Consider the following 26,480-nt stretch of genomic DNA (forward strand, 5'->3'; position numbering starts at 1 on the left):
GAGATCACGGAAATTCGACCCGCCGATTGAGGCGGGTCGAGACCGTGGAAACCGGCCTCAGGCAGGTTGAAGCGCCCGAATGAAGCGGCGCGTCGTTTCCGCGAACCCATGCTCCAACGCATCGGCCGTAAAGGCATGGCCGATCGAGACTTCCTTGAGCGCGGGAATAGCTTGGCAGAGCGCCGGCAGATTGTCGATCGTCAGGTCGTGGCCGGCATTCACCCCCAGCCCCTCGCGCGCAGCGGTATCGCCCGCGTCCTTCAAATGCGCCAATTCGCGCTCTGCCGCCGCCGCGTCCGAATGCGTGGCGCCATAGGGGCCTGTATAGAACTCGACGCGATCGGCGCCGACGCGCCGGGCGATATCCAGCCCGACCGGCGAGGGGTCGGCAAACAGCGACACGCGAATGCCGCGCGCTTTCAGCCGGGCGACGATCCCCACCAGACGTTCCGCCTCGGTGGCGAAATCCCAGCCATGGTCCGAGGTCGCCTGCGTCGGATCGTCGGGCACGAGCGTGACCTGATCGGCGCGTGCGTCCTCGCAGAGCTGGAGGAAATGGTCGCTCGGATAGCCTTCGATGTTGAATTCGGCGGACGGAAACTCGCGGTCGATCAAATCGCGCAAAGCCGGCACGTCGGAAAAGCGGACATGCCGCTGGTCGGGCCTGGGATGGACCGTCAGCCCGGACGCCCCGTTCTGAAGGGCGATGCGGCCGAAGTGAATGACGTCGGGCCAAGGCAGGTCGCGGCGATTGCGCAGCATGGCGATCGCATTGAGATTTACGGAAAGGGTCGCGGTCATCGGCGGACGGCCTCCTGCCAGCCAAGCTCGCCTGCGGGATGAACCCGGCCGCTCGCCATGTCAACGCCCTGAATGGGACAACACCCCGGCGGCACAGGCCACCGAGGCGTTGTTCAGGTCTGGCCGAAGGCTCAATGCGCCGGCTTCGATGCCTCGCCCGCCGGCTTGGCCTTGCCCTGGCCTGTCAGCTTCAACACGAAGACGAAGAAGATCGGCACGAAGAACACGGCGAGGATGGTCGCCGAGATCATGCCGCCGATCACCGTCGTGCCGATGGCGTTCTGGCTGGCGGCGCTGGCACCGGTCGCGATCGCCATGGGGAGGACGCCCATGGTGAAGGCCAGTGAGGTCATGAGGATCGGCCGGAAGCGCAGATGCGCGGCTTCGATCGTCGCGTCCCGCAGACTCATCCCCTCCGCCATCAGATCCTTGGCGACTTCCACAATCAGGATCGCGTTCTTGGCCGACAGGCCGACGATCGTGATGATGCCGACAGTGAAGTACACGTCGTTCGACAGGCCGCGCAGCATCACGGCGGCCACGCATCCGATGACGCCAAGCGGCACGACCAGCATGACCGAGAAGGGGATCGACCAGCTTTCATAGAGGGCGGCCAAGCACAGGAAGACGAAGAGCACGGCCAGACCGATCAGGAAGGGCGCCTGATTACCGGACTCGATCTCCTGCAGGGACTGCCCCGTCCATTCGAACGAGAAGCCGGAGGGGAGCTGGCGGGCCAGCCGCTCCATCTCCGCGATCGCATCGCCCGACGAGTAGCCGGGCTGGGCATCGCCCGAAAGGCGGATCGAGGGATAGCCGTTATAGCCGACGAGCTGCGAGGAGCCGAGCGTCCAGCGCGCATCCGCGAAGGCCGAGAGAGGCACCATGCCGCCCTGATTGTTGCGGACATTGAGGCGCAGAACCTCCTCGGCCCGCATCCGCGAGCGCTCCTCGGCCTGGATGATGACGCGCTGCATCCGCCCGCCATTCGGGAAGTCGTTGATATAGGACGAGCCGAGCGCCGCCGAGATCGTCTGGTTGATGTCGGTGAAGGTGACACCGAAGGCATTGGCCTTCTCGCGGTCGATGTCGAGTTCGATCTGCGGGCCGGGCGGCAGGCCTTCGAAGTTGATCCGACCCAGAATCGGGCTCTTGCCGGCTTCCGCAACCAGCTGGTCTCGTGCTGCCAGCAGCGCCGGCGTGCCCTGGTTGGCGCGGTCCTGCAGACGGAAGGCGAAGCCGCCCGTGTTGCCGAGATCCTGAATGGGCGGGGGCGAAAGGGCGAAGGCGATCGCATCCCGGAACTGGATGAGACGACCCGAAATGATCTTGGACAGCGTTCCCGCATCCTCGCCGGGACCGCGCTCACTCCAGTCCTTCAGCGTGATGAAGGCGAGGCCCGCATTCGCGCCCTGGCCGGAGAAGGAGAAGCCCTGGATCGTGATCATGCTCTCGACTGGCTTCTGTTCGAGGATGAACGCCTCGGCTTGCGACGTGACCTCACGCAGACGGTTGCTGGTCGCGCCCGCCGGTCCCTGGAAGTTCGCGATCAGGAAGCCCTGGTCTTCCTGTGGCAGGAAGGCCGAGGGGATCTGAATGTAGAACCAGCCGAGGCCCGCCAGAAGCGCGAGGTAGATCACCATGAAGCGCTTGGTGCGCCCGATCAGGAAGCCGATGCCACGCGAATACGAGCGCGAGGTCCGGTCGAAGCCGCGGTTGAACCAGCCGAAGACGCCGCGCTTCTCGTGATGATGCCCCGCCTTCACCGGCTTCAGGAAACTGCCGCAAAGCGCGGGTGTCAGCGACAGGGCGAGGAAGGCCGAGAAGAGGATGGAGGTCACCATCGTCAGCGAGAACTGGCGATAGATGACGCCGACCGAGCCGGGGAAGAAGGCCAGCGGAATGAACACCGCGCAAAGCGCCAGCGTGATGCCGATGATCGCGCCGGTGATCTGACCCATCGCCTTCTTGGCGGCCTCCTTGGGCGACAGGCCTTCGCTCGCCATGATGCGCTCGACATTCTCGACCACGACGATCGCGTCATCGACCAGAATGCCGATCGCCAGAACCATGGCGAACATGGTGAGAACGTTGATCGAGAAGCCGGCGGCCAGCATGACGGCGAGCGTACCGGCCAGCGCGATCGGCACGACCAGCGTCGGGATGACGGTGTATCGGATGTTCTGCAGGAACACGAACATCACCACGAAGACCAGCGCCACCGCTTCCAGCAGCGTGTGGATGACCTTCTCGATCGAGGCCGAGACGAAGGGCGTCGTGTCATAGGGGATCTGGTAGCTCACCCCTTGCGGGAAGAGCGGAGCCAGACGCTCCATGACCTGACGCACGCCCTTGGCTGCATCTAGCGCATTGCCCGTGGGCGAAAGCTGGATGCCGATGGCCGCGCTCGGACGCCCATTCAGGAACGTGTTGAAATTGTAGCTCTCGGCGTCGATCTCGACCCGCGCGACATCGGACAGGCGCACCAACGAACCATCGGGATTGGCGCGCAGCACGATAGCGCCGAACTCTTCGGGCGTCTGCAACTGGCCCTTGACCAGAATCGTCGCCTGAATCTGCTGGCTGACCGGGTTGGGATTGGCGCCGATGGAGCCGGCCGCGACCTGCGCGTTCTGCTGCGCGATGGCGCCTGTAACGTCGGAGACAGCGAGATTGAGGCCGACGAGACGATCGGGGTCGATCCAGACGCGCATGGCGCGCTCGGAGGCAAACAGCTGCGCGCGCCCGATGCCGGGCACGCGGCGAACCTCGTTGATGACGTTGCGCGTGATGTAGTCGCCGAGGCCCACGGCATCGAGCGTCGACTTGTCGTCGCCGACGAGCGACACGACCATCAGGAAGCTGGAACCGGCTTCCTCGACCAGAACGCCTTGCTGCGTCACCTGCTGGGGCAGGGAGGATTCCACGCGCCGCAGGCGGTTCTGCGTGTCCACGACGGCCTGGGCGATTTCGGTGCCGGCCGAGAAGGTTACGGTGATCTGCACCGCGCCGGTCGCGTCGCTGGTGCTCTCGAAATAGAGCAGACCCTGAATGCCGTTCAGCTCCTCCTCGATCGGCCGCGTGACCTGCTGATACAGGTCCTCGGGCGATGCGCCGGGGAAGGCGGTCGAGATGGTAAGCTGAGGCGGCGCGACATTGGGATATTGCGCGATCGGCAGCGACGGCAGGGAGATGACGCCTGCCAGTACGATGAAGATCGCGATCACCCACGCGAAAATGGGTCGATCGATGAAGAATTGAGGCATGTCGGTCGATCCTTAACGCGCGGACTTGGGCGCATCGCCAGCGGGCGCGGTGGCCTTCTGGCTGCCCGCATCCTGCGGGGCGGGATTGGTCGTGCCGGACGTGGCGGCGTCCGAGCCGGGGGCTGGCGTGGCGCGCTGGGCCTGCGGCTCGGCGGCCCCGCCCGTCGGCTCGGCCTCGGGCTTCTGCGTGCCTGCGCCGACCGCACCCGATTGGCCGCCATCCTTCGTCAGCGCATCGGCCGCCGCGCCGACCGGCGTCCAGGGCGCGGGCGCGACGGGCGCGCCGGGGCCGATCTTCTGGAACCCGTCCGCGATCACCTTGTCGCCCGGCGCCAGCCCCTGAGAGATGACGGAGCGATTGCCGACGACGCGAACCACGGTCACGTTGCGCTGCTCGACCGTGGAATTGCCGTTCACGAGATAGAGAAAGGCCTGGCCTGCCGTATCGCGCTGAATGGCTTGGTTGGGAACTGCGAGCGCCTTGGCGTCGATGCCCTGATCGACCGTCACGCGGACATAAAGGCCCGGCAGGAGCGTATCGTCCGGGTTGGGGAACTCGGCGCGCAGCGTCACCTGACCGCTGGTTTCCTCCACGGTGGCTTCAGAGAAGAGAAGGCGTCCAGGGTAGGGATAGTCGCTGCCATCGTCGAGCCGCAGGCGAACCTGCGCGACATTCTCCTCCAGCTTGGTCAACTGGCCTGTGCGCAGCGCTTCGCGCAGGCGCAGAAGCTGCGACACGGGCTGCTGGATATCGGCGTAAACGGGGTCGAGCTGCTGGATCGTCGCCATGGCGGTCGTGTCGGTGGTGCCGACCAGCGCGCCCTCGGTGACGATAGCGCGGCCGATACGGCCAGAGATCGGCGCGCGGACCGTGGCATAGTCAAGATTGATCTGGGCGGAGCGCAACTGCGCCCGAGCGGAGGCGAGATCGGCTTCCGCCTGCTTCTGGGTCGCGATCGCCGTTTCCAGATTGGCGGAGCCGACCGTGTTGCGGGAGACGAGTTCCTGCGTGCGCTGGGCGTCCTGCCGCGCCTGCGTCAGCACGGCCTCGGCGCGCGCGACGCCGGCCTGCGCCGATTCGACTGCGACCTGGAACATGGCCGGGTCGATCTGGAACAGCGGATCGCCTTCCTGTACGTCCGATCCCTGCTCGAACACGCGCTGGATCACGATGCCGCCGACGCGCGGGCGAACCTCGGCAATGCGGGTCGAGGCGATTCGGCCAGGCAGTTCGGAGGTCACCGGAATAGCTTCGGGCTGGACCTCGACGATGCCGACCGGCGTCGGCGGCGGCGCGCCGCCGCCAGCCCCTTGTGCTGCGGCCGTCTTGGATTCGCCTTGGCAACCCGCGAGGACGAGAAGGCCAAGGGCTGTCGCTGCGTAAAAGGAACGTGCTGGAAATCTCATGGAACCGCTCTGTTCGCCGCCTCGCCCCACGCGAATGCGGCACCCCCGAATATTGCTGTGCAACATACATGCATGTATGACACTAAACAAGAGAACGGCAAGGCAGGCGTAATATGAGGCGGACGAAGAACGAGGCGATGGAAACGCGGTCCGCGATCCTCGACGCTGCGGAATTGACCTTCTTCGAGAACGGCGTCTCGCGCACAACGCTTGCCATGATTGCGCAGGCCGCGAGCGTCACGCGTGGGGCGATCTATTTCCACTTCGCCAATAAAAACGCGCTGTTCGAAGCGATGCTGGAGCGCGGGCGGCTGCCTCAGGAATGTTTCGTGGGGTTGGACGAACTCATGGCGGCTGCCGACCCGTTGGATCGTATCCGCGCCAATGCGATCGAGGCGTTGGAGTTCATCAGCCTCAACACGCGAACCCAGAAGATTCTGACGATCATGCTCCTTCGCTGCGAATATGTGGCGGAAATGGAGGAGATGCTGGTTCGAATGCGCGACGCGGACGAGGAGATGCTCGGCACGATTCGCTTCGCCTTCCAGGAGGCTTCGCGCCGTGGGCTCATGGCCGAGGACTGGACGCCCGATTCGGCGACGACGACGCTCCATTGCGGCATGGCGGGTCTCATCAACCAATGGCTGAGATCGGGCTTCGGCTTCGATCTCGTGGCGGTCGGTCGGCGCATGGTGGACAGCCTGTTCGATTCCTTCCGCGCGCCGCCCACACCGGCGTAGGGGAGAGGGCTTCGACCATCAGGAACGGGAACGAAAAAAGCCGGAGGCGAGCGCCCCCGGCTTTTTCATGGACTTTGCGTCGTTTGTCGTCTCAGAGCGCGCTGGCGGCGAGACGGCGGTTGACGAGCAGCGCCAGCAGCGTGACCACCGCGCCCGACAGGAGATAGGCACCGGAGAAGACGAGGCCGAGATTCTGGGCGATCGCCAGAGCGGCCAGAGGCGCGAAACCCGCACCGAAGAGCCAGGCGAGGTCGGACGTCAGAGCCGAGCCGGTATAGCGCTGCGAACGCGGGAAGTTCGCCGCCAGAGCGCCGGAGCACTGGCCGAAGGAGATGCCCAGAATCACCGAGCCGATGATCATGTAGATCGTCTCGCCGATCGTGCCGCCGTTCAGGAGCAGCGGTGCCAGGCAGCTGTAGAAGGCGATCGCGCCGGCGCAAACGCCCAGAACACGGCGGCGGCCGTAATGATCGGCCAGCGGGCCGGAGGCGATGTGAGCCACGACGCCGAAGACCGTCGCGATGATCTCGATCAGGAGGAAGCGCGAGACGGGTTCGTTATTGAGATGAATCCAGGACAGCGGAAACACCGTGACCATGTGGAACAGCGCGAAGCTCGCCAGCGGCACGAAGGCGCCGATCACGATATTGCGTCCGTTGCGCGCGATGGTCTGGCGCACCGGCGAGGGATGCAGTTCGCCGCGCTCGAACATCTCGCGATAGTTCTCGGTGACGACGATGCGCAGGCGGGCGAAGAGTGCGACGACGTTGACCGCGAAGGCCACGAAGAACGGATAGCGCCAGCCCCAGCCGAGGAAGTCGTCCTGGGTCAGGTTGGTGATCAGGAAATAATAGAGCGCGCTGGCGACGAGCAGGCCGAGCGGCGCGCCGAGCTGCGGCAGCATCGCATACCAGCCCCGCTTGTTCTCGGGAACGGAGACGGCAAGGAGTGGCGCGAGACCGTCCCACGTGCCGCCAAGCGCCAAGCCTTGGCCGACGCGCAGCACGATCAGCGTGATGACCGAGGCGGTGCCGACGCTGGCATAGGCCGGCAGGAAGCCGATGACGATCGTGGAGCAGCCAAGGAGGAAGAGCGCGGTGGTGAGCTTGGCCGCGTCGCCATAGCGCCGGTGCATCCAGGTGAAGAAGGCGGTGCCGATCGGGCGCACCACGAAGGCTAGGGCCAGGAGCGCAAAGGCATAATAGGTGCCGGTTACGGGATCGGCGAAGGAGAAGACCACCGCCGGAAACACGAGCACGGACGCGATCGCATAGACGAAGAAATCGAAGAATTCGGCGGTGCGGCCAATCAGCACTCCGATCGCGATTTCGCTGGGGCGAATTTCGCCGTGATGCGCGTTGGCGGCGCGCGCATCCCTTTCAAAGGCGGACGGAGCCGCCGCCGCACTGTTCGCACTCATCTCTGATCTCGCTCCTCACATTTCGCGAAGGTGGAACATTCGCGTTTCCCTCACGGCTTCCACCTTGAATATAGGCTCCGGCGGGCTTAACGAACGCCCCATAAACTATTTGCTGCGATGCAGCTAAGATAAAGCATGCAAGCGACCCCATTTCGCTGGATTGGACCGCTATCTTGAGCCGATTTCGCTTCCTAGCCCTCGCACCGCTCCTCGTCCTCATGGGGGGGTGTAACGCTGTCCTGCTCAACCCGGCGGGCGATGTCGCCCTTCAGAAGCGGGATCTCCTCTACATCTCCACCGGATTGATGCTCCTGATCATCGTTCCGGTGATCGTCGCCACCCTTGTTTTCGCTTGGCGCTACCGCCGAAGCAACAAGGATGCGACCTACGATCCCGAGTGGAACCATTCGACGCATCTGGAGCTGGCGATCTGGTCGGCCCCGCTTCTGATCATCATCTGTCTGGGAGCACTGACCTGGACGGCGACGCATCTTCTCGATCCCTACCGTCCGCTGACGCGAATCGCCGAAGGGCAGCCGGTCACGCCGGAGATGAAGCCCCTCGAGGTGCGCGTCGTCTCGATGGATTGGAAGTGGATGTTCATCTATCCCGAACTGGGGATCGCCACCGTCAACGAACTGGCCGCTCCGGTCAACACGCCGATCAATTTCAAGCTCACGTCCACCAGCGTGATGAACGCGTTCTTCGTGCCGTCCATGGCCGGCATGGTCTACACGATGGCGGGCATGGAGACGCAGCTGCACGGCGTCATGAACAAGGAAGGCATCTACGAGGGCATGTCGTCGCATTATAGCGGCGCCGGTTTCTCCTACATGAACTTCAAGTTCCACGCGCTGAACCAGCAGGGCTTCGACGAGTGGGTCGCCAAGGTGCGCGCCGAGGGGCAGCCGCTGAGCCGCGAGCTTTTCCTCGAGTTGGAGAAGCCCTCCGAGAAGGAGCCGATCCACTATTATTCGAGCTTCGCCGATGGCCTCTACCACGCGATCCTCAACAAGTGCGTCGCGCCGGGCAAGATGTGCGCCGACGAGATGATGCATATCGACGCGATGGGCGGTGCCGGCGTCGAGAGCCATGAAAACCGCGAGCGCCTACTCTATGATAACCGCCGCGCCGAACAGGGCGATGAGCCCTCGGGCGCGACCTTCCCGGCCAGCGGCCGTCTGCCGCATAGCGAGGACCAGCCGCAGGGCATGAAGCCCGACGAGCTGAATCCTCAGGTGAACGAGAGTGGGACCAGCACGCCGCCGGCCGGCCACAGCGACCACCAGATGCCCAATAGCGGCACGGGCGTCGCGCCGGCGCAGCTGAACCAGACGAACTAACGGAGCACCGTGTCGCACCCCGCCGGGTGCGACGCCAGACGATGCCATCGCACGAGTGCCAGAGATGCAAGAGAACTCAGACCTCATACGAATGATCTTCGGGCGCTTGACGCTCGAAGCCTTCCCGTATCACGAGCCGATCGTCGTCGTGACCTTCGCCGTGGTGATGCTCGGCGCCATCGCGCTTCTCGGCGCGCTGACCTATTTCAAGCTCTGGGGCTATCTCTGGAAAGAGTGGTTCACGAGCGTCGATCACAAGAAGATCGGCATCATGTACATGGTGCTCGGCATCGTCATGCTGCTGCGCGGCTTCGCCGACGCGATCATGATGCGTCTGCAACAGGCGATCGCCTTCGGAGGGTCGGAAGGCTATCTGAATGCCCACCACTACGATCAGGTGTTCACCGCCCACGGTGTCATCATGATCTTCTTCGTCGCCATGCCGCTGGTGACGGGCCTGATGAACTACGTCGTTCCGCTGCAGATCGGCGCGCGCGACGTGTCCTTCCCCTTCCTGAACAATTTCAGCTTCTGGATGACGGCGGGCGGCGCGGTTCTGATCATGGCCTCGCTCTTCGTCGGCGAGTTCGCACGGACCGGCTGGCTGGCCTTCCCGCCGCTGTCGGACGCGAACTACAGTCCGGGCGTCGGTGTCGATTACTATATCTGGGGTCTCCAGGTGGCCGGCGTCGGCACGCTGCTCTCGGGCGTCAACCTGCTGGTGACCATCATCAAGATGCGCGCGCCGGGCATGACGCTCATGAAGATGCCGGTCTTCTGCTGGACCTCGCTCTGCACCAACGTGCTGATCGTGGCGTCCTTCCCGGTGCTGACGGCGGTTCTGGCCCTTCTGTCTCTCGACCGCTACGTCGGGACCAACTTCTTCACGAACGATCTCGGCGGCAATCCGATGATGTACGTGAACCTCATCTGGATCTGGGGCCATCCCGAGGTCTACATTCTGATCCTGCCGGCCTTCGGCATCTTCTCGGAAGTCACCTCGACCTTCTCGGGCAAGCGCATCTTCGGCTACACGTCGATGGTCTACGCCTCGGTCGTCATCACGATCCTCGCCTATCTCGTCTGGCTCCATCACTTCTTCACGATGGGCTCGGGCGCGAGCGTGAACTCGTTCTTCGGCATCACGACGATGATCATTTCGATCCCGACGGGTGCGAAGATCTTCAACTGGCTGTTCACGATGTATCGCGGGCGCATCCGGTTCGAAACGCCGATGCTGTGGACCATCGCCTTCATGATCACCTTCGTGATCGGCGGCATGACGGGCGTTCTCCTGGCGGTTCCGCCGGTGGACTTCATCGTCCACAACTCGCTCTTCCTCGTCGCTCACTTCCATAACGTCATCATCGGCGGCGTCCTGTTCGGCCTCTTCGCCGGCATCAACTACTGGTTCCCTAAGGCTTTCGGCTTCAAGCTCGATCAGTTCTGGGGCAAGATGAGCTTTTGGTTCTGGGTGGTCGGCTTCTACGTCGCCTTCATGCCGCTCTATGTGCTCGGCCTCATGGGCGTGACGCGTCGCCTGCGTGTGTTCGACGATCCCTCGCTGCAGATCTGGTTCATCATCGCCGCCATCGGCGCAGGCCTGATCGCGATCGGCATCGCCTCCTTCCTCATGCAGATCTTCGTCAGCATCAGGAACCGCGAGAAGCTGGTGGACGTGGATGGCGATCCCTGGGGTGGCCGTACGCTGGAATGGGCGACGTCCTCGCCGCCGCCGAGCTACAACTTCGCCTTCTCGCCGATGATCCACGACGGCGATGCTTGGTGGCAGATGAAGCAGCGCGGCTATGAGCGTCCGCTGGAAGGCTTCAAGCCGATCCACATGCCCAACAACACGGAAGCGGGTGTGGTGATCGCGGCTCTCAGCGTCGTCTTCGGCTTCGCGATGATCTGGTACATCTGGTGGCTCGCCGTCTTCTCCTTCATCGGGATCGTCGGCTACTCGATCTATCACACGTTCAACTACGACAAGAGCTTCTACATCCCGGTGAGTGAAGTCATCGCGACGGAAGCCGAGCGGACACGTCTCCTGGCGGTGAAGGCGAAGAGCGCATGAGCACCAGCAGTTCTCACAGTGTCAGCAGCGACGAGATGACCTTCTACGTCGCCGACGAGCACGAGCACGCCGAAGGGTCCAGCACCATGCTGGGCTTCTGGATCTACCTGATGAGCGACTGCCTCATCTTCGCGTGCCTCTTCGCCACCTATGCCGTTCTCGGAACCGCCTATGCGGCGGGTCCGAGCCCGCGCGACCTGTTCGACCTCCCGCTGGTCGCGCTCAACACGTCGATGCTGCTCCTGTCGTCGATCACCTACGGCTTCGCCATGCTCTCCATGGCGAAGAACGACGTGCGCTCGGTGCAGATCTGGCTGGCGATCACCGGCCTGTTCGGTCTCGCCTTTCTCGGCATCGAACTCTACGAGTTCTGGCACCTGATCCATGAGGGCGCGACGCCCCAGCGCAGCGCCTTCCTGTCGGCTTTCTTCACGCTGGTCGGCACGCACGGTCTGCACGTGACCTTCGGCCTCGTCTGGCTGGTGACGCTGATGGTGCAGATCCATCAGCGCGGGCTGGTGCCGGCGAACCAGCTTCGCCTGTCGTGCCTCAGCCTGTTCTGGCACTTCCTCGACGTCATCTGGATCGGTGTCTTCACCTTCGTCTATCTCATGGGAGTGCTTCGATGAGCGCCAACGCCCCCTCGACGAAACACGCCGCCCTGGCGGATGGCGCGGGGCAGGGGCCAAGCCACGACCATGGCCATCTCGACGGCCACGGCCATGATCACGGCACCATGGGCGGCTACGTCACCGGCTTCGTTCTTTCGGTCATCCTGACGGCGATTCCGTTCTGGCTGGTCATGGCGAACCCGCTTCAGGACAACGCCCTGACCGGCCTCGTGATCATGGGTTTCGCGGCGGTGCAGATCGTCGTCCACATGATCTACTTCCTACATATGAACGGGAAGTCGGAAGGCGGCTGGACCATGACGGCCCTGGTCTTCACCGTGGTTGTCGTCGTCATCGTGCTCGCAGGCTCGCTCTGGGTCATGTACCACATGAACACCAGCATGATGCCGGGTATGATGCAGATGCAGGACATGGGCTGACGCGTCCTGACCCCCGGTCTTCTGCGACCGGCGCAGCCTGCGCCTCGCTGATTTCAAAATCCGATCCGCGCGGCCTCGCCGCGCGGATTTTGCATATGTGCGGAAAGGCTTGAGATGAGCACTCGGTCGAGGATCCTCCTCCTTCTTCTGTCGCTCCCTCTGATCGCTCTCCTCGTCGGCTTGGGCGTCTGGCAGGTCGAGCGGCGTGCCTGGAAGCTCGATCTGATCGCCAAGGTCGAGGCGCGGGTTCACGCGCCGGCGAGCGACGCGCCGCCGAAGGCGCAATGGGCGGAGGTCAATGCCAGTAACGACGAATATCGCCATGTCAGTCTCACCGGAACCTTCCTGAACGACAAGGAAACGCTGGTTCAGGCGCTGACGGATCTCGGCGGCGGCTTCTGGGTGCTCACGCCTCTGCAAGCCGCCGATGGATCGATCACGCTGGTCAACCGCGGCTTCGTGCCTCAGGAGAAACGCGACGCCTCCGCGAGGCCGGCGGGGCAGATCACCGGCAAAGGGGCCGTCGAGGGCCTGCTGCGCATGAGCGAGCCGGGCGGCGGATTGCTGCGCGCCAATGATCCGGCAACCGACCGCTGGTATTCGCGCGACGTCGCGGCGATCGCGGCGCGGCGCGGGCTGGCCAATGTCGCGCCCTATTTCGTGGATGCCGATGCGACGCCCAACCCGGGCGGCTACCCCGTGGGCGGACTGACGGTGGTGCGCTTCAACAACAACCATCTCGTGTACGCGCTGACCTGGTTCAGCCTTGCGATCATGTTGGCAGGGGCGACGATCTATGCCCTGCGTCATGATCGCAACAAGCCCTGACCCGGCGTTTCCGCCATGCGTCACGGCCTCGATCGCGACGTGTTTTGTGCTAGACGGGGTGGGGATCGAGCTTCGGGGGACGCATGACATTGGCCAGGGGACGGGGCCCTCAGCGGGCCCGGCGCATCGCCGGTGCTCTGGTTTCCGCTGCGATCCTCGCGTCGGGTTGCGCGAGCCGACCCTATGCGACGCTGATGACCGTGGATCGGACGGTGCCGGGCGCGCACCGCGTCGATATGCTGGTCGCGACCACTCGTGCGCCATCGCCTGTGCCGGGCGTCATCTTCTCCGGGGAGCGCGGGCCGGAGCTTTCGCTGGAAAACATTGTCGTTTCGATCCCGCCCGACGGCGTTCGCAAAGCCGGCGACGTGATCTATCCCAGGCGCAATCCGCCCGACCCGTCCCGCGAGTTCGTGGCTTTGCGCATCGATCCCCTGACCGAGCAAGGCGCGAACCGCTGGTTCGAGCAGCGCGAAGCGCCGAGCGGTCGCCTCCTGATCTTCGTTCACGGCTTCAATTCGAGCTATGAGGAAGCGGTCTTCCGCTTCGCGCAGATCAGCTACGATTCCGGCGCGGACGCCGCGCCGATCCTCTTCACCTGGCCCTCCCAGGGCTCGATCTTCGGCTATCTCTACGACCGCGAAAGCGCCAATTATTCGCGCTCGAGCCTGGAGAGGGTGATCCAGCAGGCGGCGGCGCGCAAGGACGTGTCCGAAATCACCATCATGGCCCATTCCATGGGAAGCTGGCTGACCATGGAAGCCCTGAGGCAGATGGCGATCCGCGATGGGGGATTGCCGAAGAAGCTCGGCAATGTCGTGCTGGCATCGCCCGATCTGGATGTGGATGTGTTTCGCGAGCAGCTGGACGAGATCGGCCCGGACCAGTCGCGTATCACGATCTTCACCTCGCAGGACGATCGCGCGCTTCTCGTCTCGCGCCGTCTGGCGGGCGGCGTTCAGCGTCTCGGCGCGGTGGATCTGACAAAGCCCGATGTGCAGGCCGGCTTTGCGAAACGCGGCATCAATGTCGTGGACCTCACCAGCGTTCGCACGGGCGACAGTCTGAACCACACGAAATTTGCCCAAAGCGCCGAGGTCGTACAGGCGATCGGTCGCCGCCTGATCGCGGGGCAGAAGGTGTCCGAAGGCAATCTTGGCCTCGGCGAGACGCTGGGGGCCGCCGCCATCGGCACGGCGCAGGGCGTCGGCTCCGCCGTCAACGCGGCGTTGAATGCGCCGGCCGCTTTGGTCGATCCCGGCGCCCGGCAGAGGGTCGGCGAAAGTCTTCAGGATGTCGGCCGCAATATCGGCGGCTCGCTGCAGACCGTCACCGGCAATTGAGATGAGGTGAGCCCACCGTGCGGCGGGCTCTCCCATTCTGGGTCAGGCAGCTTTGCGCAGGGGCCTGACGGCGGGCGCTGCGACCGGGCCTTCCAGGCGCGGCAGAATGAGGAAGGCGAGCAGCGCCGACAGCGCCATGAAACCGCCCACGATCTCCATGGGAACGACATATCCGCCGGTCCAGTCCTTCACCGCTCCGGTGATGTAGGGCGCGGCGAAACCGGCCACGTTGCCCATCGTGTTGATCAGCGCAATGCCGGCCGCCGCGCCCGCGCCGGTCAGGAAGCGCGCCGGAAAGCTCCAGAAGTTCGGCAGAGCCGAGAAGATGGCGCAGGCCGTCACCGTGATGACCGCGATGGTCGCCGCCGGGCTCTGCATGGTGAGCGCCAGCGGAATGGACAGGGCGCCGAGCAAGGCGGGTATGCCGATATGCCAGGGGCGAACGCCCCGGCGCGTGGCGTCGCGGCTCCACAAAACCAGCGCGACGGCGGCCGGCAGATAGGGGATGGCGGTGATGAGGCCGCGCTGCATGACGGTGAACTTCGTGCCGAACGCCGTTTCGAAGCCGCCAATGATGGTCGGCAGGAAGAAGCCGAGCGCATAGAGCCCATAGATGAAGCCGAAATAGATGAGCGACAGCGCCCAGACGCGCCCGTCCGTCAGCGCCTTGCGCGAGATATGGCCGCCTGTCGATTTGGAGCGATCCTCGCGCGCCAGTTCCTCGTTCAGCCAGTCCCGCTCGGCCGGTGTCAGCCATGTCGCGTCGTTCGGCGTGTCCGGTAGATAGAAATAGGTGACGATGCCAACGAGAATGGCCGGAATCGACACGCCCATAAACATGACGCGCCAGCCCTCCAGACCGAGGAGCCCGTGCATGTCGATGAGCAGCGAAGCCAGCGGCGCGCCGATCACGGTGGTCAGCGGCTGCGCGACATAGAAGACCGCCAGCACCTTGGCGCGGTGCCGGGCCGGCACCCAGAGGCTGAGGAAGAGGATCGCGCCGGGAAAGAAGCCGGCCTCGGCGATGCCGAGCAGGAAGCGGAGCCAGTAGAGCTGCGTGGCGTCCTGCACGAAGGTGAAGAGCAGCGAGACGATCCCCCAGCTCACCATGATCCGCGCCAGCCACCGCCGCGCGCCGAACTTGTGAAGCGCCAGATTGCTGGGGATTTCGAGGATGATGTAGCCGAAGAAGAAGATCCCGGCAGCAAAGCCGAATTGGGCGGCTGACAGGCCGAGATCCTGCGTCATGCCGTTGGGGCCGGCAAAGCCGATGGCCGTGCGGTCCAGGAAATTGATGAAGAACATCAATCCGAGAAAGGGGACGAGCCTCCAGACGATCTTGGAGATCGTCGATGTCTCGACGCTGGTCGGGGTGCTGGTCATGGCTCGCCTCCTCCTTCAGGCAAAGCTTAAGCGCTCCGCCGGACGGGTCCGGTCGGCCGCTTCGTGTCGTGTGTGGATTGCGGGTTCGAGGCGGGGTTCAGACCCCCTGGCGAATCCGCACGAAATAGTCGTCGTGACCGACCTGACCGCCCTTCAGCGCGATCTCCAGACCGTCGAAGGCCGGGTCGTCGCTATGGGCGGTCGAGACCGGGGAGCCGGGCGTTTCGGCCAGCGGCATCCGGGGCGTCAGCGCGTGGACGCCGAGCTGGCGCAGCGCGTGGCTCGACGTATCGCCGCCCGCGATCACCGCTCGCGTCAGGCCGGCTTGGCGTACGAGCGCGGCCTGAAGCTGCCCGAGCCCACGCCCGATCGCATGGCGCGCGCCTTCGCTGCCGGCGATCTCCGCGCCGAGATCGGTTTCGGGGCCGAGCGCGGTATAGACGATGAGGCTGCGACCCTGGGCGAGCTCGGTCAGGGCGTGGTCCCGCAGGGCGTCGATGGCCGCGCTGTCGCCTGCCACGAAATGGCGCGGGTCGAAGGCAAGCGCCGTGAAACCCTGCGCTTCGGCAAAGCGGATCTGGCGCTCGGTGGTCGGCGAGCAACTGCCGGAAACCACCGCCAAGCGCTCCACAGGCTCCATCGGCGCGAACACGCCGGGCCGATCGATCACCCCGTCCTCCCGCCAACTCTCGGCCAGCGCATATTCGACGCCGGACGAGCCCACGACGAAGCGTGAGCCGGCAGAGGCCAGGCGGCGAAGCTGACGCCCGGCCGCGCGCTGGGTCGCCGCGTTCAGGACGTCGATCAGAAGCGCGCCGGGCGTCTGTGCCAAAGCGGCGTCCACGGCGGCAATGGCGTCGCCTTCCGTCAGGGCGAGATGGTCCAGCAGAGCGATGGACAGGTCGGTTTGGCCGGCCAGATGCCGGCGCAGATCGGCCTCGCGCATCGGGGTCACCGGGTGGCGGCTCATGACCGGGTGGCGATCGATGCGGAAGATCTCGCCACGATAGGCCGCGAAAAGTTCGCCGAAAGCCGTGTAGCGCTTCAACTGCGGCGCGCCGACGAGAATGGGCACAGGCTTGCCCCCGAAGGCGGCGTGCCCAAGCTCCAGCGCGCGGCCGATGGAGCCGATCTCTGGCGAGGAATCGAAGGTCGAGCAAATCTTGTAATGCGCGATCTCGGCCTGCTCTTGCGCCATCCAGTGGAAGACGGGCGCGAGGTTCTCGTTCATCCAGCCCGGCGTTTCGCTGCGGCTCGTGCCGGCGACGCCGATGGCGCGAACGTTCGGGAAGCTCGCTCGCTGCGCTTCGGTCGGCACATCGAGAAACAGGACGGTCTCGACACCTCGCAGCGCCAGGGCCTCCATCACGTCGGTCGAGCCGGTGAGATCGTCGCCATAGAAGGTGATGAGAAGGGGGCTCGTCATAGCGCGCTCCATCGGATCAGGCGCCCGCGCCAGAGGCGAACGTATCAAGCGAGGCGGCAAGCTCGGGATGATCGGCGGCGTAGGTCTCCAGCGGAATGCCCGCGACGGCCGCTTCCCAGGCCTGCCGCACGGCGCGAACGCCCGCGCCCGGCCCGCCGGGATGGCTCACCACGCCGCCGCCGCAAAGATACATGATGTTGGTGGTGCGCACGGCGTCCCAGGTGGCCGGCGCCTGCCCACCCCATTGGCCGGAGCAGACCACGGGGAGCGAGCGGTCGGCGTCCGAGAAGATCGGCTTCTGAAGCGAGCGGAAGGAGCGGATGAAGGAGTCGTCCGGCTCCCAATATTTGGCGCCGATCCCGTTGATCTGGAACTGATCGACGCCTAGCAATCGCCAGATCGTGCCATAGACCGAGAAATCCATGCCGAGCGAGGGATGCCGCGTGAGAATGTCCCAGCCGTTGCGATGGGCATGGAGCACGAGCTTCGAGCGCTTGCGCAGGAAGGCCATGGCCCCCATGCCGATCGAGTTGATATTGATGACGGCCGCATTGCCGCCGGCCTCGGCGACGAGGTCGTGGTTGCGCATCATCTCGTCCGGGTCGGTGGCGGAGATGCCGAAGGCGTACATCACCTTCTGCCCGGTCTTCTGCTCATGGTCTAGGATCACAGGCATGATCGCCTTCACGCGCTCGGCCAGCGGCGAATAGGCGGGGCTCATCAGCTTTTCGTCGTCCTTGATGAAATCGACGCCGGCCTCCACCAGTTCCTTCACCATGGCGGCGCTCTCATGGGGGCGAAGCCCGAGCGCGGGTTTGACGATGGAGCCGATGATCGGCCGCCCGCGAACGCCGGTGAGGCGCTGCGAGCCCTCGATGCCGAATTGCGGGCCGGGATAGGCGCTCGCGAAAGCGGGGGGCAGTGTCAGTCCGGTGACGCGAATGCCGCTGAAGCCCTTGATCGAATAGGTGCCCCCGATCGCGATCGTCATGAGCGCCGCGAGATCGGGGCCGATGGCCTCGATCGGAAAGGCGATGTCAGCCTCGCCGCACTGGAACGGACCGGCGTCCCGCAGATCGTCATGCGACCGGCCGAAGGCAGGCTCGGCGACGGGTTCGAGCGTGCGAACCGCCAGAACCTCAGCCGCCACACGCGCCTTCAACTCCGGGGTTTCGCCGGGAAGGGGAACGAAGGTGCCGGTGGACTGATCGCTGGCGATCTTCGTCACCATCTTTTCCACGCTGCCTGGCGTCTCGATGCGATAGGTCAGGACGATGCGGTCGGTCATGTCAGGTTCCATCGGAAAGTTTGCGCGAAGACGCGTCGCGCGAGATCGTTTGGGTCTGTTCTGGAGAAGGCGTGCCGGTATAATGACGATACCAGATCGCCGGCGCTCTTGAGGGGCGTTCGGTTTGACGAGACCCCGCTCCGAAAGGATCCCGATGGCGACGCCGTCCGAACCCATCGTCCGACGCAAGCTCTCCGCGCAGGTCTTCGAGCGGCTGAAGACGATGGTCACGGACGGGACGTTGAAGCCCGGCGACGCCATGCCGTCCGAGCGCGAACTCATGGAGCGCTTCGGTGTCGGACGCCCGGCGATCCGCGAGGCGATGCAGACGCTCGGCAATATCGGCCTGATCGCGATCTCTCACGGGGAGCGCGCGCGTGTTCTGCCGCTGACGCCCCATTCCGTGATCTCGCAGGTGGATCTTGCGGCCGAAATCATGCTGTCCACCTCGCCGGCGGCGCTCGACCATCTGAAGGAAGCACGCATCTTCTTCGAGCGTGGCATCGTCCGGCAAGCGGCTGAAAAGGCGAGCCCACAGGACGTTGCCGCGCTGCGCGCGCTCCTGGACGAGCAGGAGGCCGCGCTCGGCACGCCGGAGATTTTCATTGCCGCCGACATGCGTTTTCACACGCGCATTGCCGCGATCTGCGGAAACCCGATCTTCGAGGCGGTGTCCGGCGCCATGCTCGGCTGGCTCAAGGCCTATCACACCGAAATGCTGATCTGGACCGGCAAGGAAAACGTGACGCTGGTGGAGCATCACGAAATCCTCGACGCGATCGCGCGCAACGATGCGAGCGAGGCCGAGGCGGCGCTGATCCGCCATCTGGAGCGCTCGCGCGCACTCTATGTTCATCAGGCGTCCTGACTCGAACGGGAAGCGCCAAGCGACACGAGCTGGACCACGGCATGAGGCCCGAGCGGGATCGTGTCGCCTGCTTCCAGCGCGACCGGCGCTTCGCCCGAGGCGGCCTCGTCGAAGCTCGCCTCATTCAGCACCCAGTGCCGCCAGCGGCCGGGAAGGCGGATGGTTTGCGGTTCCGGCGTGAGATTGGCGAGCCAGACGATGCTGCGCCCGTCCGCATCCCGATGCGCATAGCCATTGACCCGCCTGCGATCCGAAGACGTGAAGCCGATGCGCGGATCGCCCGCTGCGCGGGCAAGGCCGGCGGCGACATGAAAGAGGGGCGCGACGCGGCCGTTCTCCAGGACGAGGCCGCGCGGCCCCGCCAGCGACGCCCCGCACCAAGCTTCCACCCCCGAGCCTTCCAGCCTCGCGGCATAGCCGACCGCCCAGGCCGCACCGAACAGACCGCGCCCACGCGGATCATCGGCGGCCATGGGCACGCGCTTGTTGTCGGGGTTCGGCATGGTGCGCGAACCATAGGGATTCTGCCGCATTCCGATCGTCGTCGGACCCAGCCGATAGGGTTTGTCGCCGATGAAGGCGCGGGTCGATCGGGTGATGAAAGGGATGGCCTCCAGCGTTTCCATGACGCTCCGATCGTCCGCTGCATGGACGATGGGGCAGGTCGCGTGGGTGACGAAATCCAGCGGCTCCAGCGGAACGCGCTTGCGGTTCAGCTCCGTGAAATAGCTGAACATGCCGCCCCCAAGCCGGACACCGGGAAACGCACGGCGCGCGGCTGCGTAGATGTCGGCGAGCGGCGGGCAGTCCGGCCATGCGCTGCCCGGCGGCGTCGAGCCGCGATCGGCATCCGGGCCGACCACCAGCGTATCCAGGCGAAGGCCGGCTTCGCGGATCGCTTGTGCACCGGCCTGGCATTCCGCGTCGAGATCGCCGCGCGCGGTCAGGACGAATTCCAGCGCGATCTCGGCACCGGGGCACTCGGCCGCGATGCTGGCGAAACGCTTGAGATCGTCCACGCCATGGCCGGCCAGCGGATCGAAGTGCAACAGGAGATATTGCGGGGCGATGGCTCGCAGCCGCTCAACCTCGGCAAGCGCAGCCCCGGCCTCCTCAGGCGCAATGGCGAGCCCGAAGCGAGGCAGGGTTTCGCCTGTGGCTTCGCTGAGTGCAATGTCGATGAAGCCATCCTGGATGGCAGCCGGCGGCAGAGTGGCGGTGTCCCCCGTGATCGTCAGCGTCACCACCTGACGCTGGGCGAGGCCGCTCTCCATGCGATAGGGCCAGGGCAGGGCGAGCGGCCGGACATAGGTCTTGTAGGAGGCATCGGACCAGGCGCGCTGATCCTCCATCTCAAAAATGTCGCCCTCCATCCGGCAGGTTGCGGTGACGCTCGGCGCGATCTCGTGCGTGAGGGCGCGGATGTCCTTGAAGGGCTGCCAGGGCTCGATCAGATCGGGGAAGGCGCTGCGCTCCACCGACCCATCGACATGCTCGAACTCGGCCGCTGTTCCGGCCAGATGTTCGATGGGGTGCAGCACGCAGAAACCGCAGCGATTGGTTTCAAACCCGCCTTCGGACAAGGCCTCGACGTCAAAGGAAAGCCGGCCGGACGCCTCGCCGGCAATGCGCGCGCTATAGCGCAGCCGCGCGCCATCCGGGGCCTCGCAGGCGGCCTCGAATTGCAGGGTGAAGCGATCGGGTTCTTCCGCGATCTTCAGATGCTCGATCGGCGGATCATAGGTGCCCCAGTCCCGATCCCGCACGACATAGGCAATGGCGCGCAGGACCTCATGGCCCTTGAAGCGGATCGCGCGCAGCCCGCCCGAGACGAACTCCACGGACAACGGCCCCGCCGTCATCAGGCGCGAGGCGGCGGGTGGCTCATGGGTGCCGAACAGCTTGATGCGGTCGCTCATGGCTCAAAGGCTCGCGGGATCGACGGTCTGGCGCGAGGCCGCGCCCTGATAGGCCGCTTCCACCAGCGCCAGCGTCTTCAGATTGTCGCGGCCGGATGTGTCTGGCTCGCGGCCCGCGCGCAGGCTCTCCACCCAGTGCTTCTGGATCAGGAGCACGCTTTCCTGAATGTTGTGCCAGGGACGCTCGGCCCAGGCGAGAAGCGGAGGCGAAACGTCCTCGTGCCGCGTGCCCTGCGCATCGGTCACGGTCAGCCGGTAGCCGGCGTCGAGGCGGATCGACCCGTCGGAGCCGTCGATTTCCACCAGCGTCTGGGGGAAGCGTTCCTCCTCCAGCTTCGTGGCATAGGAGCAGTCCACGACCGAGTGCATCCCGCTCTCGTGGTCGAGCAGCATGGTGGCGACATCCTCGCCGCGAATGCGCGGGTTGACGCGCTTCGTGCGGGTCGTGATGGCCGAGACGTCGCCGAATAGAAAGCGGGCGATGTCGAGCGCGTGGATGCCCAAATCTTCGATGATGAAACGCTCGCCCTCAGCGAGATAGGGCTGGCCGAAATAGACGTCATAGGCCGAGCGGAAGGAAACGCGGCCGAAGAAGGGCGTGCCGATCGTGCCGGCATTCAGCGCCTCGCGCACCCGCAGGATGGGCGATTGCCAGCGGAAATTCTCATGAACCATCAGCGGAACGCCGGCCCGCTCGCAGGCCGAGACCATGGCGCGCGCATCCGCCATGGAGGGGGCGAACGGCTTCTGGCAGATGACCGGGATGGAAAGGGAGGCGGCGAGTTCCACCAGCGCGCGGTGGCTCGGCGCGGTGGTGGCAATGTCCACGAAATCCGGCGTCTCGGCGCGCAGCATCTCGGCGGCGTCCCTGTAGCGAGCCGCAATGCCGAAGCGCTCGCCCATGGCGTCGAGGCGGGCTTCGTCCCGGTCGCAGATCGCGACCATCCGCACACCTTCGATCTCACCCCAGGCGTTCATCTGGTTGACGGCGAAGAAGCCGCAGCCGATCAGGGCGCCGCGCAGCTCGGTCATGTCACTCTCTCCCTCATGCTGTCTGTCCCGCCCGAGCCTTTCGGCCCGGACGGAATGCGTGCGAGCTGTGTTCGCCGATCAGGTGATGCGGCGGATCGAGGCGGCGAGTTCGTCCGCCTCGAAGACGCGCTTCCAGTCGTCGCGCATCAGCATCGGCTTGCCGAACTCGATCGCCTTGTTGCAGGCGTCGGAGAAGACGCCCGGCGTTTCCTCGAAGATCACCGCGCCGAGCACGTTCATGTGCCCGAGCAGGAAGTCGCGCGCGGCTTCCTTGGGAACGCCGCGCCGGACCACCTCGTCCATGGCCTCGCGCATGACCACGAGCAGGCTGGCGCAGACGGTTTCCGACAGGCCGGGCTCGAGCAGCGCCATCTGCTCGACCGTGACGCGGTGCGAGCGCATGACGGGCGCCCAGATCACCTTCGCCACTTCCTCGCCCAGCGCGAAATGTTCTTCCGGCCCCTGCATCAGGGCGGAGGTGATGTGCTGCTTGGCCGCGATGCCGCCGAAGAAGTCCCGCTTGGCGGCCGGGTCCGTCTCGTCGTTGAAGATCGGCGGATGGCAGGGATGCGTCACGAAATAGGTGAGGTCCGCGCGCTCCGGCAGATGGCCGGCAAACGGAGCGGCGGCATCGAGAACGACGACCATCGTGCCCGGCTTCAGCTGCGCATTGATGCCGGCCGCGACCTTGCCGATGGCGGTGTCGGGCACAGCGAGGATCACGACGTCGGCGCCGTCCAGCGCCTGATCCTGCGGCACGCAGTCGAAGCCCAGACCCGACTTCAGCCGCTCGCGTCCCGCTTCGCTCAGCTCGACATGGCGCACGTCGAAACGCGAGCCCTTCAGATTGCTGGCGAGGCGGTAGCCCATCTTCCCGCCTGCTCCGAACAGAGCAATGGATGTCATGGAATGTCCTTTCATGCGAAGGGATATGCCTTCCCGTCAGCGGCCGAGGGCCGCCTGACGCTGGAGCGCGATGCGCTGCTGAAGGCGTTGTTGGAACTGATCGACCACGACGGCCGCGATGATGACGAGGCCCTTGATGACGGTCTGCCAGAAGGAGGAGACGCCCATCATCACGAGCCCGTCCGACAGGATGCCGATGACGAAGGCGCCGACAATCGTGCCGCCTATCTTGCCGCGCCCGCCCGACATGGACGTGCCGCCGAGAACGGCCGCGGCGATGGCGTTGAGTTCGAAGCTTTCGCCGGTGGCGGGATGCGAGGCGACGAGCTGCGAGGCGATGATGAGGCCGACGATCGCCGCGCAGAAGCCGGAGAACATGTAGACGAACATCTTCACCCTGACGACCTTGATGCCCGACAGGGCGGCCGCGCGCTCGTTGCCCCCGACCGCATAGATCTGCCGGCCGAGCGGCGTGCGAGCGGCGAGATAGGCCGCGCCCAGCCCCAGCACGACGAGAACCCAGATCGACACGGGCACGCCGAAGAGGGAGCCCGCGCCGATGAACGGAAAGCTCGCCGTGCCCCATTCCTCGGACCCGCGCAGGTTCGGAAAGGTCGCGCCATCGGACGAGAGCAGCGCCATGCCGCGCGCGACATAGAGCGTGCCGAGCGTCGCGATGAAGGGCGCGACGTTGAGGCGCGTGATCAGAAGCCCGTTGACGACGCCCACTGCAACGCCGACGCCGAGGGTCAAGAGGATGATCTCGAACGTGTTGAAGAAGACGGTGTAGCCCGTGAAGTCGAGCGTCACGCCGTTCAGGACGAGATAGCCCGCGACCATGCCGCACAGGCCGACGATGGAGCCGACCGAGAGGTCGATGCCGCCGGTGATGATGACGAAGGTCATGCCGATGGCGAGGAACGCGTTCAGCGCCACGTGCTCAGACATGATGATGAGGTTGGCCGTCGACAGGAAGTTCGGCGCGGCGAAGGAGAAGAAGACGATCACCGCGATCAGTGCGATGAAAGTGCGCGCCTTCAGGAGAAGGAGCGTGAGCGAGGCGTCGTTTCCGCCGGGAGCGGCTGCAAGCGATTGGGCCGACATCAGTGAAGCTCCCCAGCGGGACGGGACGAAACGGACTTGGTTGGGGCAGGGGACAGGCCATGGCCGGCGGCCGAGAGCGCGACGATCTCGGGCTCGGAGGCCTCGGCGCGTGAGCGCTCGCCCGTCACGCGGCCGTTGGACATGACGATGATACGGTCCGACAGCTCCATGACCTCTTCGAGGTCGGAGGTGACGAAGAGGATGCCGAGCCCCTGAGCGGCCAACTCGCGCATGACGCGGAAGATCTCGGCCTTCGCGCCGATGTCGATGCCACGGCTGGGCTCGTCCATCAGGAGCACTTTCGGCCCCGTCATCAGCGCCTTGCCGATGACGATCTTCTGCTGATTGCCGCCCGACAGCGAGGAGACTGGATTGTCCAGCGATGAGACTTTCACCGCGAGCTTGCGCACGAACTCGCTGACAGCACCGCGCTCGGCCTTCACGTCGAGATGAAAAAGTTTGGTAAAGGCGGCCAAGCTCGACATGGTCATGTTTTCGGTGACGGAGAGGATCTGCACGAGACCCTCCGCCTTTCGATCCTCCGGAATCAGCGCGATGCCGCGCTTGATACGCCCGTGGATCGTCTGGTCGTGGAGCTCCTTTCCGTCCAGCACGATGCGGCCGGTGGCGAGCGGCTCGCGCCCGATAATGCAGTCGAACAGCTCCGTGCGTCCCGCGCCCATCAGCCCATAGATGCCGACGATCTCACCGGCTCGCAAAGACAGGGACACGTGATCCACAGCGAAGCCGCCGCCCTTGCGCGGCAGGGTCATGTCTTCGACGCTTAAGACCTCGCCGCCATAGGCATGGTCAACCGTCTTGGCGAAGTCCTTGGAGGCCGAGCCGATCATGGCGCGCACGATCCAGGGCACGTCCACGTCGGTCATCGGCTGCGCGCCGGTGATGCGCCCGTCCCGCAGGACGGTGATGTAGTCTCCGATCCGCACCAGCTCTTCCAGCCGATGCGAGATATAGACGATCGCGACGCCCTGCGCCTTCAGCTCATGGATGACGCCGAACAGGATTTCCACCTCGGCCGCCGAAAGGGCGGAGGTCGGCTCGTCCAGGATCAGGATGCGCGCATCCTGCGACAGGGCCTTGGCGATCTCCACGATCTGCTGCTCGCCGATGCGCAGGTCCGCGACCGGCGTGTCCGGCGCGTTGGAATGCTCCAACCGGCGCAGAAGCGCGCTCGCGGCCTTGGCCTGTGCCTGCTTGTCGATGTCGATCCCGAGGCGCGTCTTTTCGCGGCCGATGAAGATATTCTCGGCGATCGTCATGTTCGGGAAGAGGTTGAGTTCCTGAAACACGATGCCGATCCCGTGCCGGGCGGCATCGGCCGTGCCTGACAGGGTGACGGGCTCGCCGTTGACGATCACCTCGCCCGTCGTCGGCTGCTCGACGCCGGCGATGATCTTCATGAGGGTCGATTTGCCCGCGCCATTCTCGCCGACGAGAACGTTCACCGCGCCCTTGCGCACGTCGAAATCGACGCCCTTCAGCGCCTGCGTGCCGGGATAGACCTTGGTCGCGTTGCGGACCGACAGCACGATCTCGTGGTCTTGCGACGCCGCGCTCATGCGCCGCCCCCGAGCGAGACGAGGACGGGTGTCAGGACGATCTTGTCGCCCTTGGTCTTCACCGTGAAGACGCCCGTCGCCTCGACAGTCGCGCCCACCAGCTTGTCGCGCGGCAGGTCCTTCAGCGCCGTCTCGTAGGCCTGATTGTTGAAGGCCTTGGCGACGTCGGCATATTCGATCTGATTGCTGTATTGCGTGAAGGAGACGAAGGGCAGCACGTCGCGGATCGAGGTGCCCTTGATGACGGGGCCGAGCTGGAGCGTGACGTCGCCCTTGCCGTCGCCGTCCGTGTCGAGTTCGGCGGTGGCCGCGCGCGACTGCGTGTTGGCGGCGACCACCGTGCCCTTCACACGCACGGCGAAGTTCCAGGGCGCACCTTCCTGCACCTCGCGATAGCCGAAGCTTCGGCCGGCGGCGTCGAGATCGGCCGCGATGGCGGGGCGAACCTCGGCGAAGGGATGGGCCTTTTCGCTGAAATAGGGGACGACCTGGGCTCCCCACATGGCGGTTGCGCCGACGCCCGCCTTGGGCTTGGCGGCCGCTTCCTTGCGGGCGGCAAGCTCCGCCGTTTCGATGAACTTGCAGCCGGTCAGCGCGAGCGCGAGACCGAGAGCGACGAAGGGCAGTTTGCGGAAAAGAGACATGCGAAGCCTCCGGATCGGGCGAGCCGACGATGCGGGCGGCACGTTGCGCCGCCC

At 65.2% G+C, this 26,480-nt stretch carries 21 protein-coding genes; 8 read left to right on the forward strand and 13 right to left on the reverse strand.

Going from position 1 to position 26,480, the window contains the following annotated elements; genetic code table 11:
• Window positions 1-57: 57 nt before the first annotated feature.
• From AUL28_RS07345 to AUL28_RS07355, 3 genes are all read right to left on the reverse strand, one after another.
• On the reverse strand, window positions 58-801 hold the full coding sequence (locus AUL28_RS07345; protein ID WP_062231312.1) for a pyridoxine 5'-phosphate synthase: 744 nt from the start codon (window positions 799-801) through the stop codon (window positions 58-60).
• Between the two features lie 131 nt (window positions 802-932).
• A complete protein-coding gene (locus AUL28_RS07350; protein WP_062231313.1) occupies window positions 933-4,067 on the reverse strand; it encodes an efflux RND transporter permease subunit in 3,135 nt (1,044 codons plus the stop codon).
• 12 nt (window positions 4,068-4,079) lie between these two features.
• Window positions 4,080-5,474, reverse strand: coding sequence for an efflux RND transporter periplasmic adaptor subunit (locus AUL28_RS07355; protein WP_062231315.1), 1,395 nt, complete (start codon window positions 5,472-5,474; stop codon window positions 4,080-4,082).
• A 137-nt stretch (window positions 5,475-5,611) separates the two neighbouring features.
• Here AUL28_RS07355 and AUL28_RS07360 point away from each other — a divergent pair, with 137 nt between their 5' ends.
• Window positions 5,612-6,214, forward strand: a complete 603-nt coding sequence (locus AUL28_RS07360) for a TetR family transcriptional regulator (protein ID WP_058633879.1) — start codon at window positions 5,612-5,614, stop codon at window positions 6,212-6,214.
• A 91-nt stretch (window positions 6,215-6,305) separates the two neighbouring features.
• On the opposite strand, the gene AUL28_RS07365 is transcribed toward AUL28_RS07360, so the two are convergent.
• On the reverse strand, window positions 6,306-7,634 hold the full coding sequence (locus tag AUL28_RS07365; RefSeq protein WP_062231317.1) for an MFS transporter: 1,329 nt from the start codon (window positions 7,632-7,634) through the stop codon (window positions 6,306-6,308).
• 218 nt (window positions 7,635-7,852) lie between these two features.
• Between AUL28_RS07365 and cyoA the strand changes: the two genes are divergently transcribed.
• From cyoA to AUL28_RS07395, 6 genes are all read left to right on the forward strand, one after another.
• Window positions 7,853-8,977, forward strand: coding sequence for a ubiquinol oxidase subunit II (cyoA, locus tag AUL28_RS07370; RefSeq protein ID WP_244493449.1), 1,125 nt, complete (start codon window positions 7,853-7,855; stop codon window positions 8,975-8,977).
• 64 nt (window positions 8,978-9,041) lie between these two features.
• Window positions 9,042-11,054: a cytochrome o ubiquinol oxidase subunit I gene (gene cyoB, locus AUL28_RS07375; RefSeq protein ID WP_058599343.1), complete on the forward strand. Its 2,013-nt coding sequence runs from the start codon at window positions 9,042-9,044 to the stop codon at window positions 11,052-11,054.
• Complete coding sequence (cyoC, locus tag AUL28_RS07380; RefSeq protein WP_058599342.1) at window positions 11,051-11,683, forward strand: cytochrome o ubiquinol oxidase subunit III; 633 nt, start codon at window positions 11,051-11,053, stop codon at window positions 11,681-11,683. The genes cyoB and cyoC overlap by 4 nt, the downstream gene beginning before the upstream one ends.
• Window positions 11,680-12,105, forward strand: a complete 426-nt coding sequence (cyoD, locus tag AUL28_RS07385; RefSeq protein WP_058599341.1) for a cytochrome o ubiquinol oxidase subunit IV — start codon at window positions 11,680-11,682, stop codon at window positions 12,103-12,105. Before cyoC ends, cyoD begins: the two co-directional genes overlap by 4 nt.
• A 114-nt stretch (window positions 12,106-12,219) precedes the next feature.
• On the forward strand, window positions 12,220-12,933 hold the full coding sequence (locus tag AUL28_RS07390) for an SURF1 family protein (protein ID WP_062231319.1): 714 nt from the start codon (window positions 12,220-12,222) through the stop codon (window positions 12,931-12,933).
• An 83-nt stretch (window positions 12,934-13,016) separates the two neighbouring features.
• A complete protein-coding gene (locus AUL28_RS07395) occupies window positions 13,017-14,276 on the forward strand; it encodes an alpha/beta hydrolase (protein ID WP_062231320.1) in 1,260 nt (419 codons plus the stop codon).
• A gap of 42 nt (window positions 14,277-14,318) precedes the next feature.
• Here the strand turns inward: AUL28_RS07395 and AUL28_RS07400 are convergent, their stop codons facing one another.
• The 3 genes from AUL28_RS07400 to oiaX all read right to left on the reverse strand — a co-directional run bounded on the left by AUL28_RS07400 (window position 14,319) and on the right by oiaX (window position 18,373).
• Window positions 14,319-15,659: an MFS transporter gene (locus tag AUL28_RS07400; protein WP_062231322.1), complete on the reverse strand. Its 1,341-nt coding sequence runs from the start codon at window positions 15,657-15,659 to the stop codon at window positions 14,319-14,321.
• 97 nt (window positions 15,660-15,756) lie between these two features.
• Window positions 15,757-17,085, reverse strand: coding sequence for a four-carbon acid sugar kinase family protein (locus AUL28_RS07405; protein WP_062231324.1), 1,329 nt, complete (start codon window positions 17,083-17,085; stop codon window positions 15,757-15,759).
• Window positions 17,086-17,101: 16 nt separating this feature from the next.
• Window positions 17,102-18,373, reverse strand: coding sequence for a 3-oxo-isoapionate-4-phosphate decarboxylase OiaX (gene oiaX / locus AUL28_RS07410; protein WP_062231326.1), 1,272 nt, complete (start codon window positions 18,371-18,373; stop codon window positions 17,102-17,104).
• Between the two features lie 154 nt (window positions 18,374-18,527).
• Here oiaX and AUL28_RS07415 point away from each other — a divergent pair, with 154 nt between their 5' ends.
• On the forward strand, window positions 18,528-19,241 hold the full coding sequence (locus tag AUL28_RS07415; RefSeq protein WP_062231328.1) for a transcriptional regulator NanR: 714 nt from the start codon (window positions 18,528-18,530) through the stop codon (window positions 19,239-19,241).
• On the opposite strand, the gene apnL is transcribed toward AUL28_RS07415, so the two are convergent.
• The 6 genes from apnL to AUL28_RS07445 form a co-directional block, all read right to left on the reverse strand.
• A complete protein-coding gene (gene apnL, locus AUL28_RS07420; RefSeq protein WP_062231330.1) occupies window positions 19,229-21,160 on the reverse strand; it encodes a D-apionate lactonase in 1,932 nt (643 codons plus the stop codon). The genes AUL28_RS07415 and apnL overlap by 13 nt on opposite strands.
• Window positions 21,161-21,163: 3 nt before the next feature.
• Window positions 21,164-22,192 (reverse strand): Gfo/Idh/MocA family protein, encoded by a 1,029-nt coding sequence (locus AUL28_RS07425; protein WP_062231332.1) that lies wholly within the window; start codon window positions 22,190-22,192, stop codon window positions 21,164-21,166.
• Window positions 22,193-22,270: 78 nt separating this feature from the next.
• Window positions 22,271-23,098, reverse strand: a complete 828-nt coding sequence (locus tag AUL28_RS07430; protein WP_062231334.1) for a phosphogluconate dehydrogenase C-terminal domain-containing protein — start codon at window positions 23,096-23,098, stop codon at window positions 22,271-22,273.
• Between the two features lie 36 nt (window positions 23,099-23,134).
• The gene (locus tag AUL28_RS07435) at window positions 23,135-24,202 is read right to left on the reverse strand and encodes an ABC transporter permease (RefSeq protein WP_062231336.1); all 1,068 of its coding nucleotides are present in this window, start codon (window positions 24,200-24,202) and stop codon (window positions 23,135-23,137) included.
• A complete protein-coding gene (locus AUL28_RS07440) occupies window positions 24,202-25,782 on the reverse strand; it encodes a sugar ABC transporter ATP-binding protein (protein WP_062231338.1) in 1,581 nt (526 codons plus the stop codon). The genes AUL28_RS07435 and AUL28_RS07440 overlap by 1 nt, the downstream gene beginning before the upstream one ends.
• The gene (locus AUL28_RS07445; RefSeq protein WP_062231339.1) at window positions 25,779-26,426 is read right to left on the reverse strand and encodes a DUF2291 family protein; all 648 of its coding nucleotides are present in this window, start codon (window positions 26,424-26,426) and stop codon (window positions 25,779-25,781) included. The genes AUL28_RS07440 and AUL28_RS07445 overlap by 4 nt, the downstream gene beginning before the upstream one ends.
• Window positions 26,427-26,480 lie beyond the last annotated feature (54 nt).

Origin of the sequence: Aureimonas sp. N4 (assembly GCF_001463925.1) — a bacterium.
In the GTDB taxonomy this organism is placed as follows: Bacteria; Pseudomonadota; Alphaproteobacteria; order Rhizobiales; family Rhizobiaceae; genus Aureimonas; species Aureimonas ureilytica_A.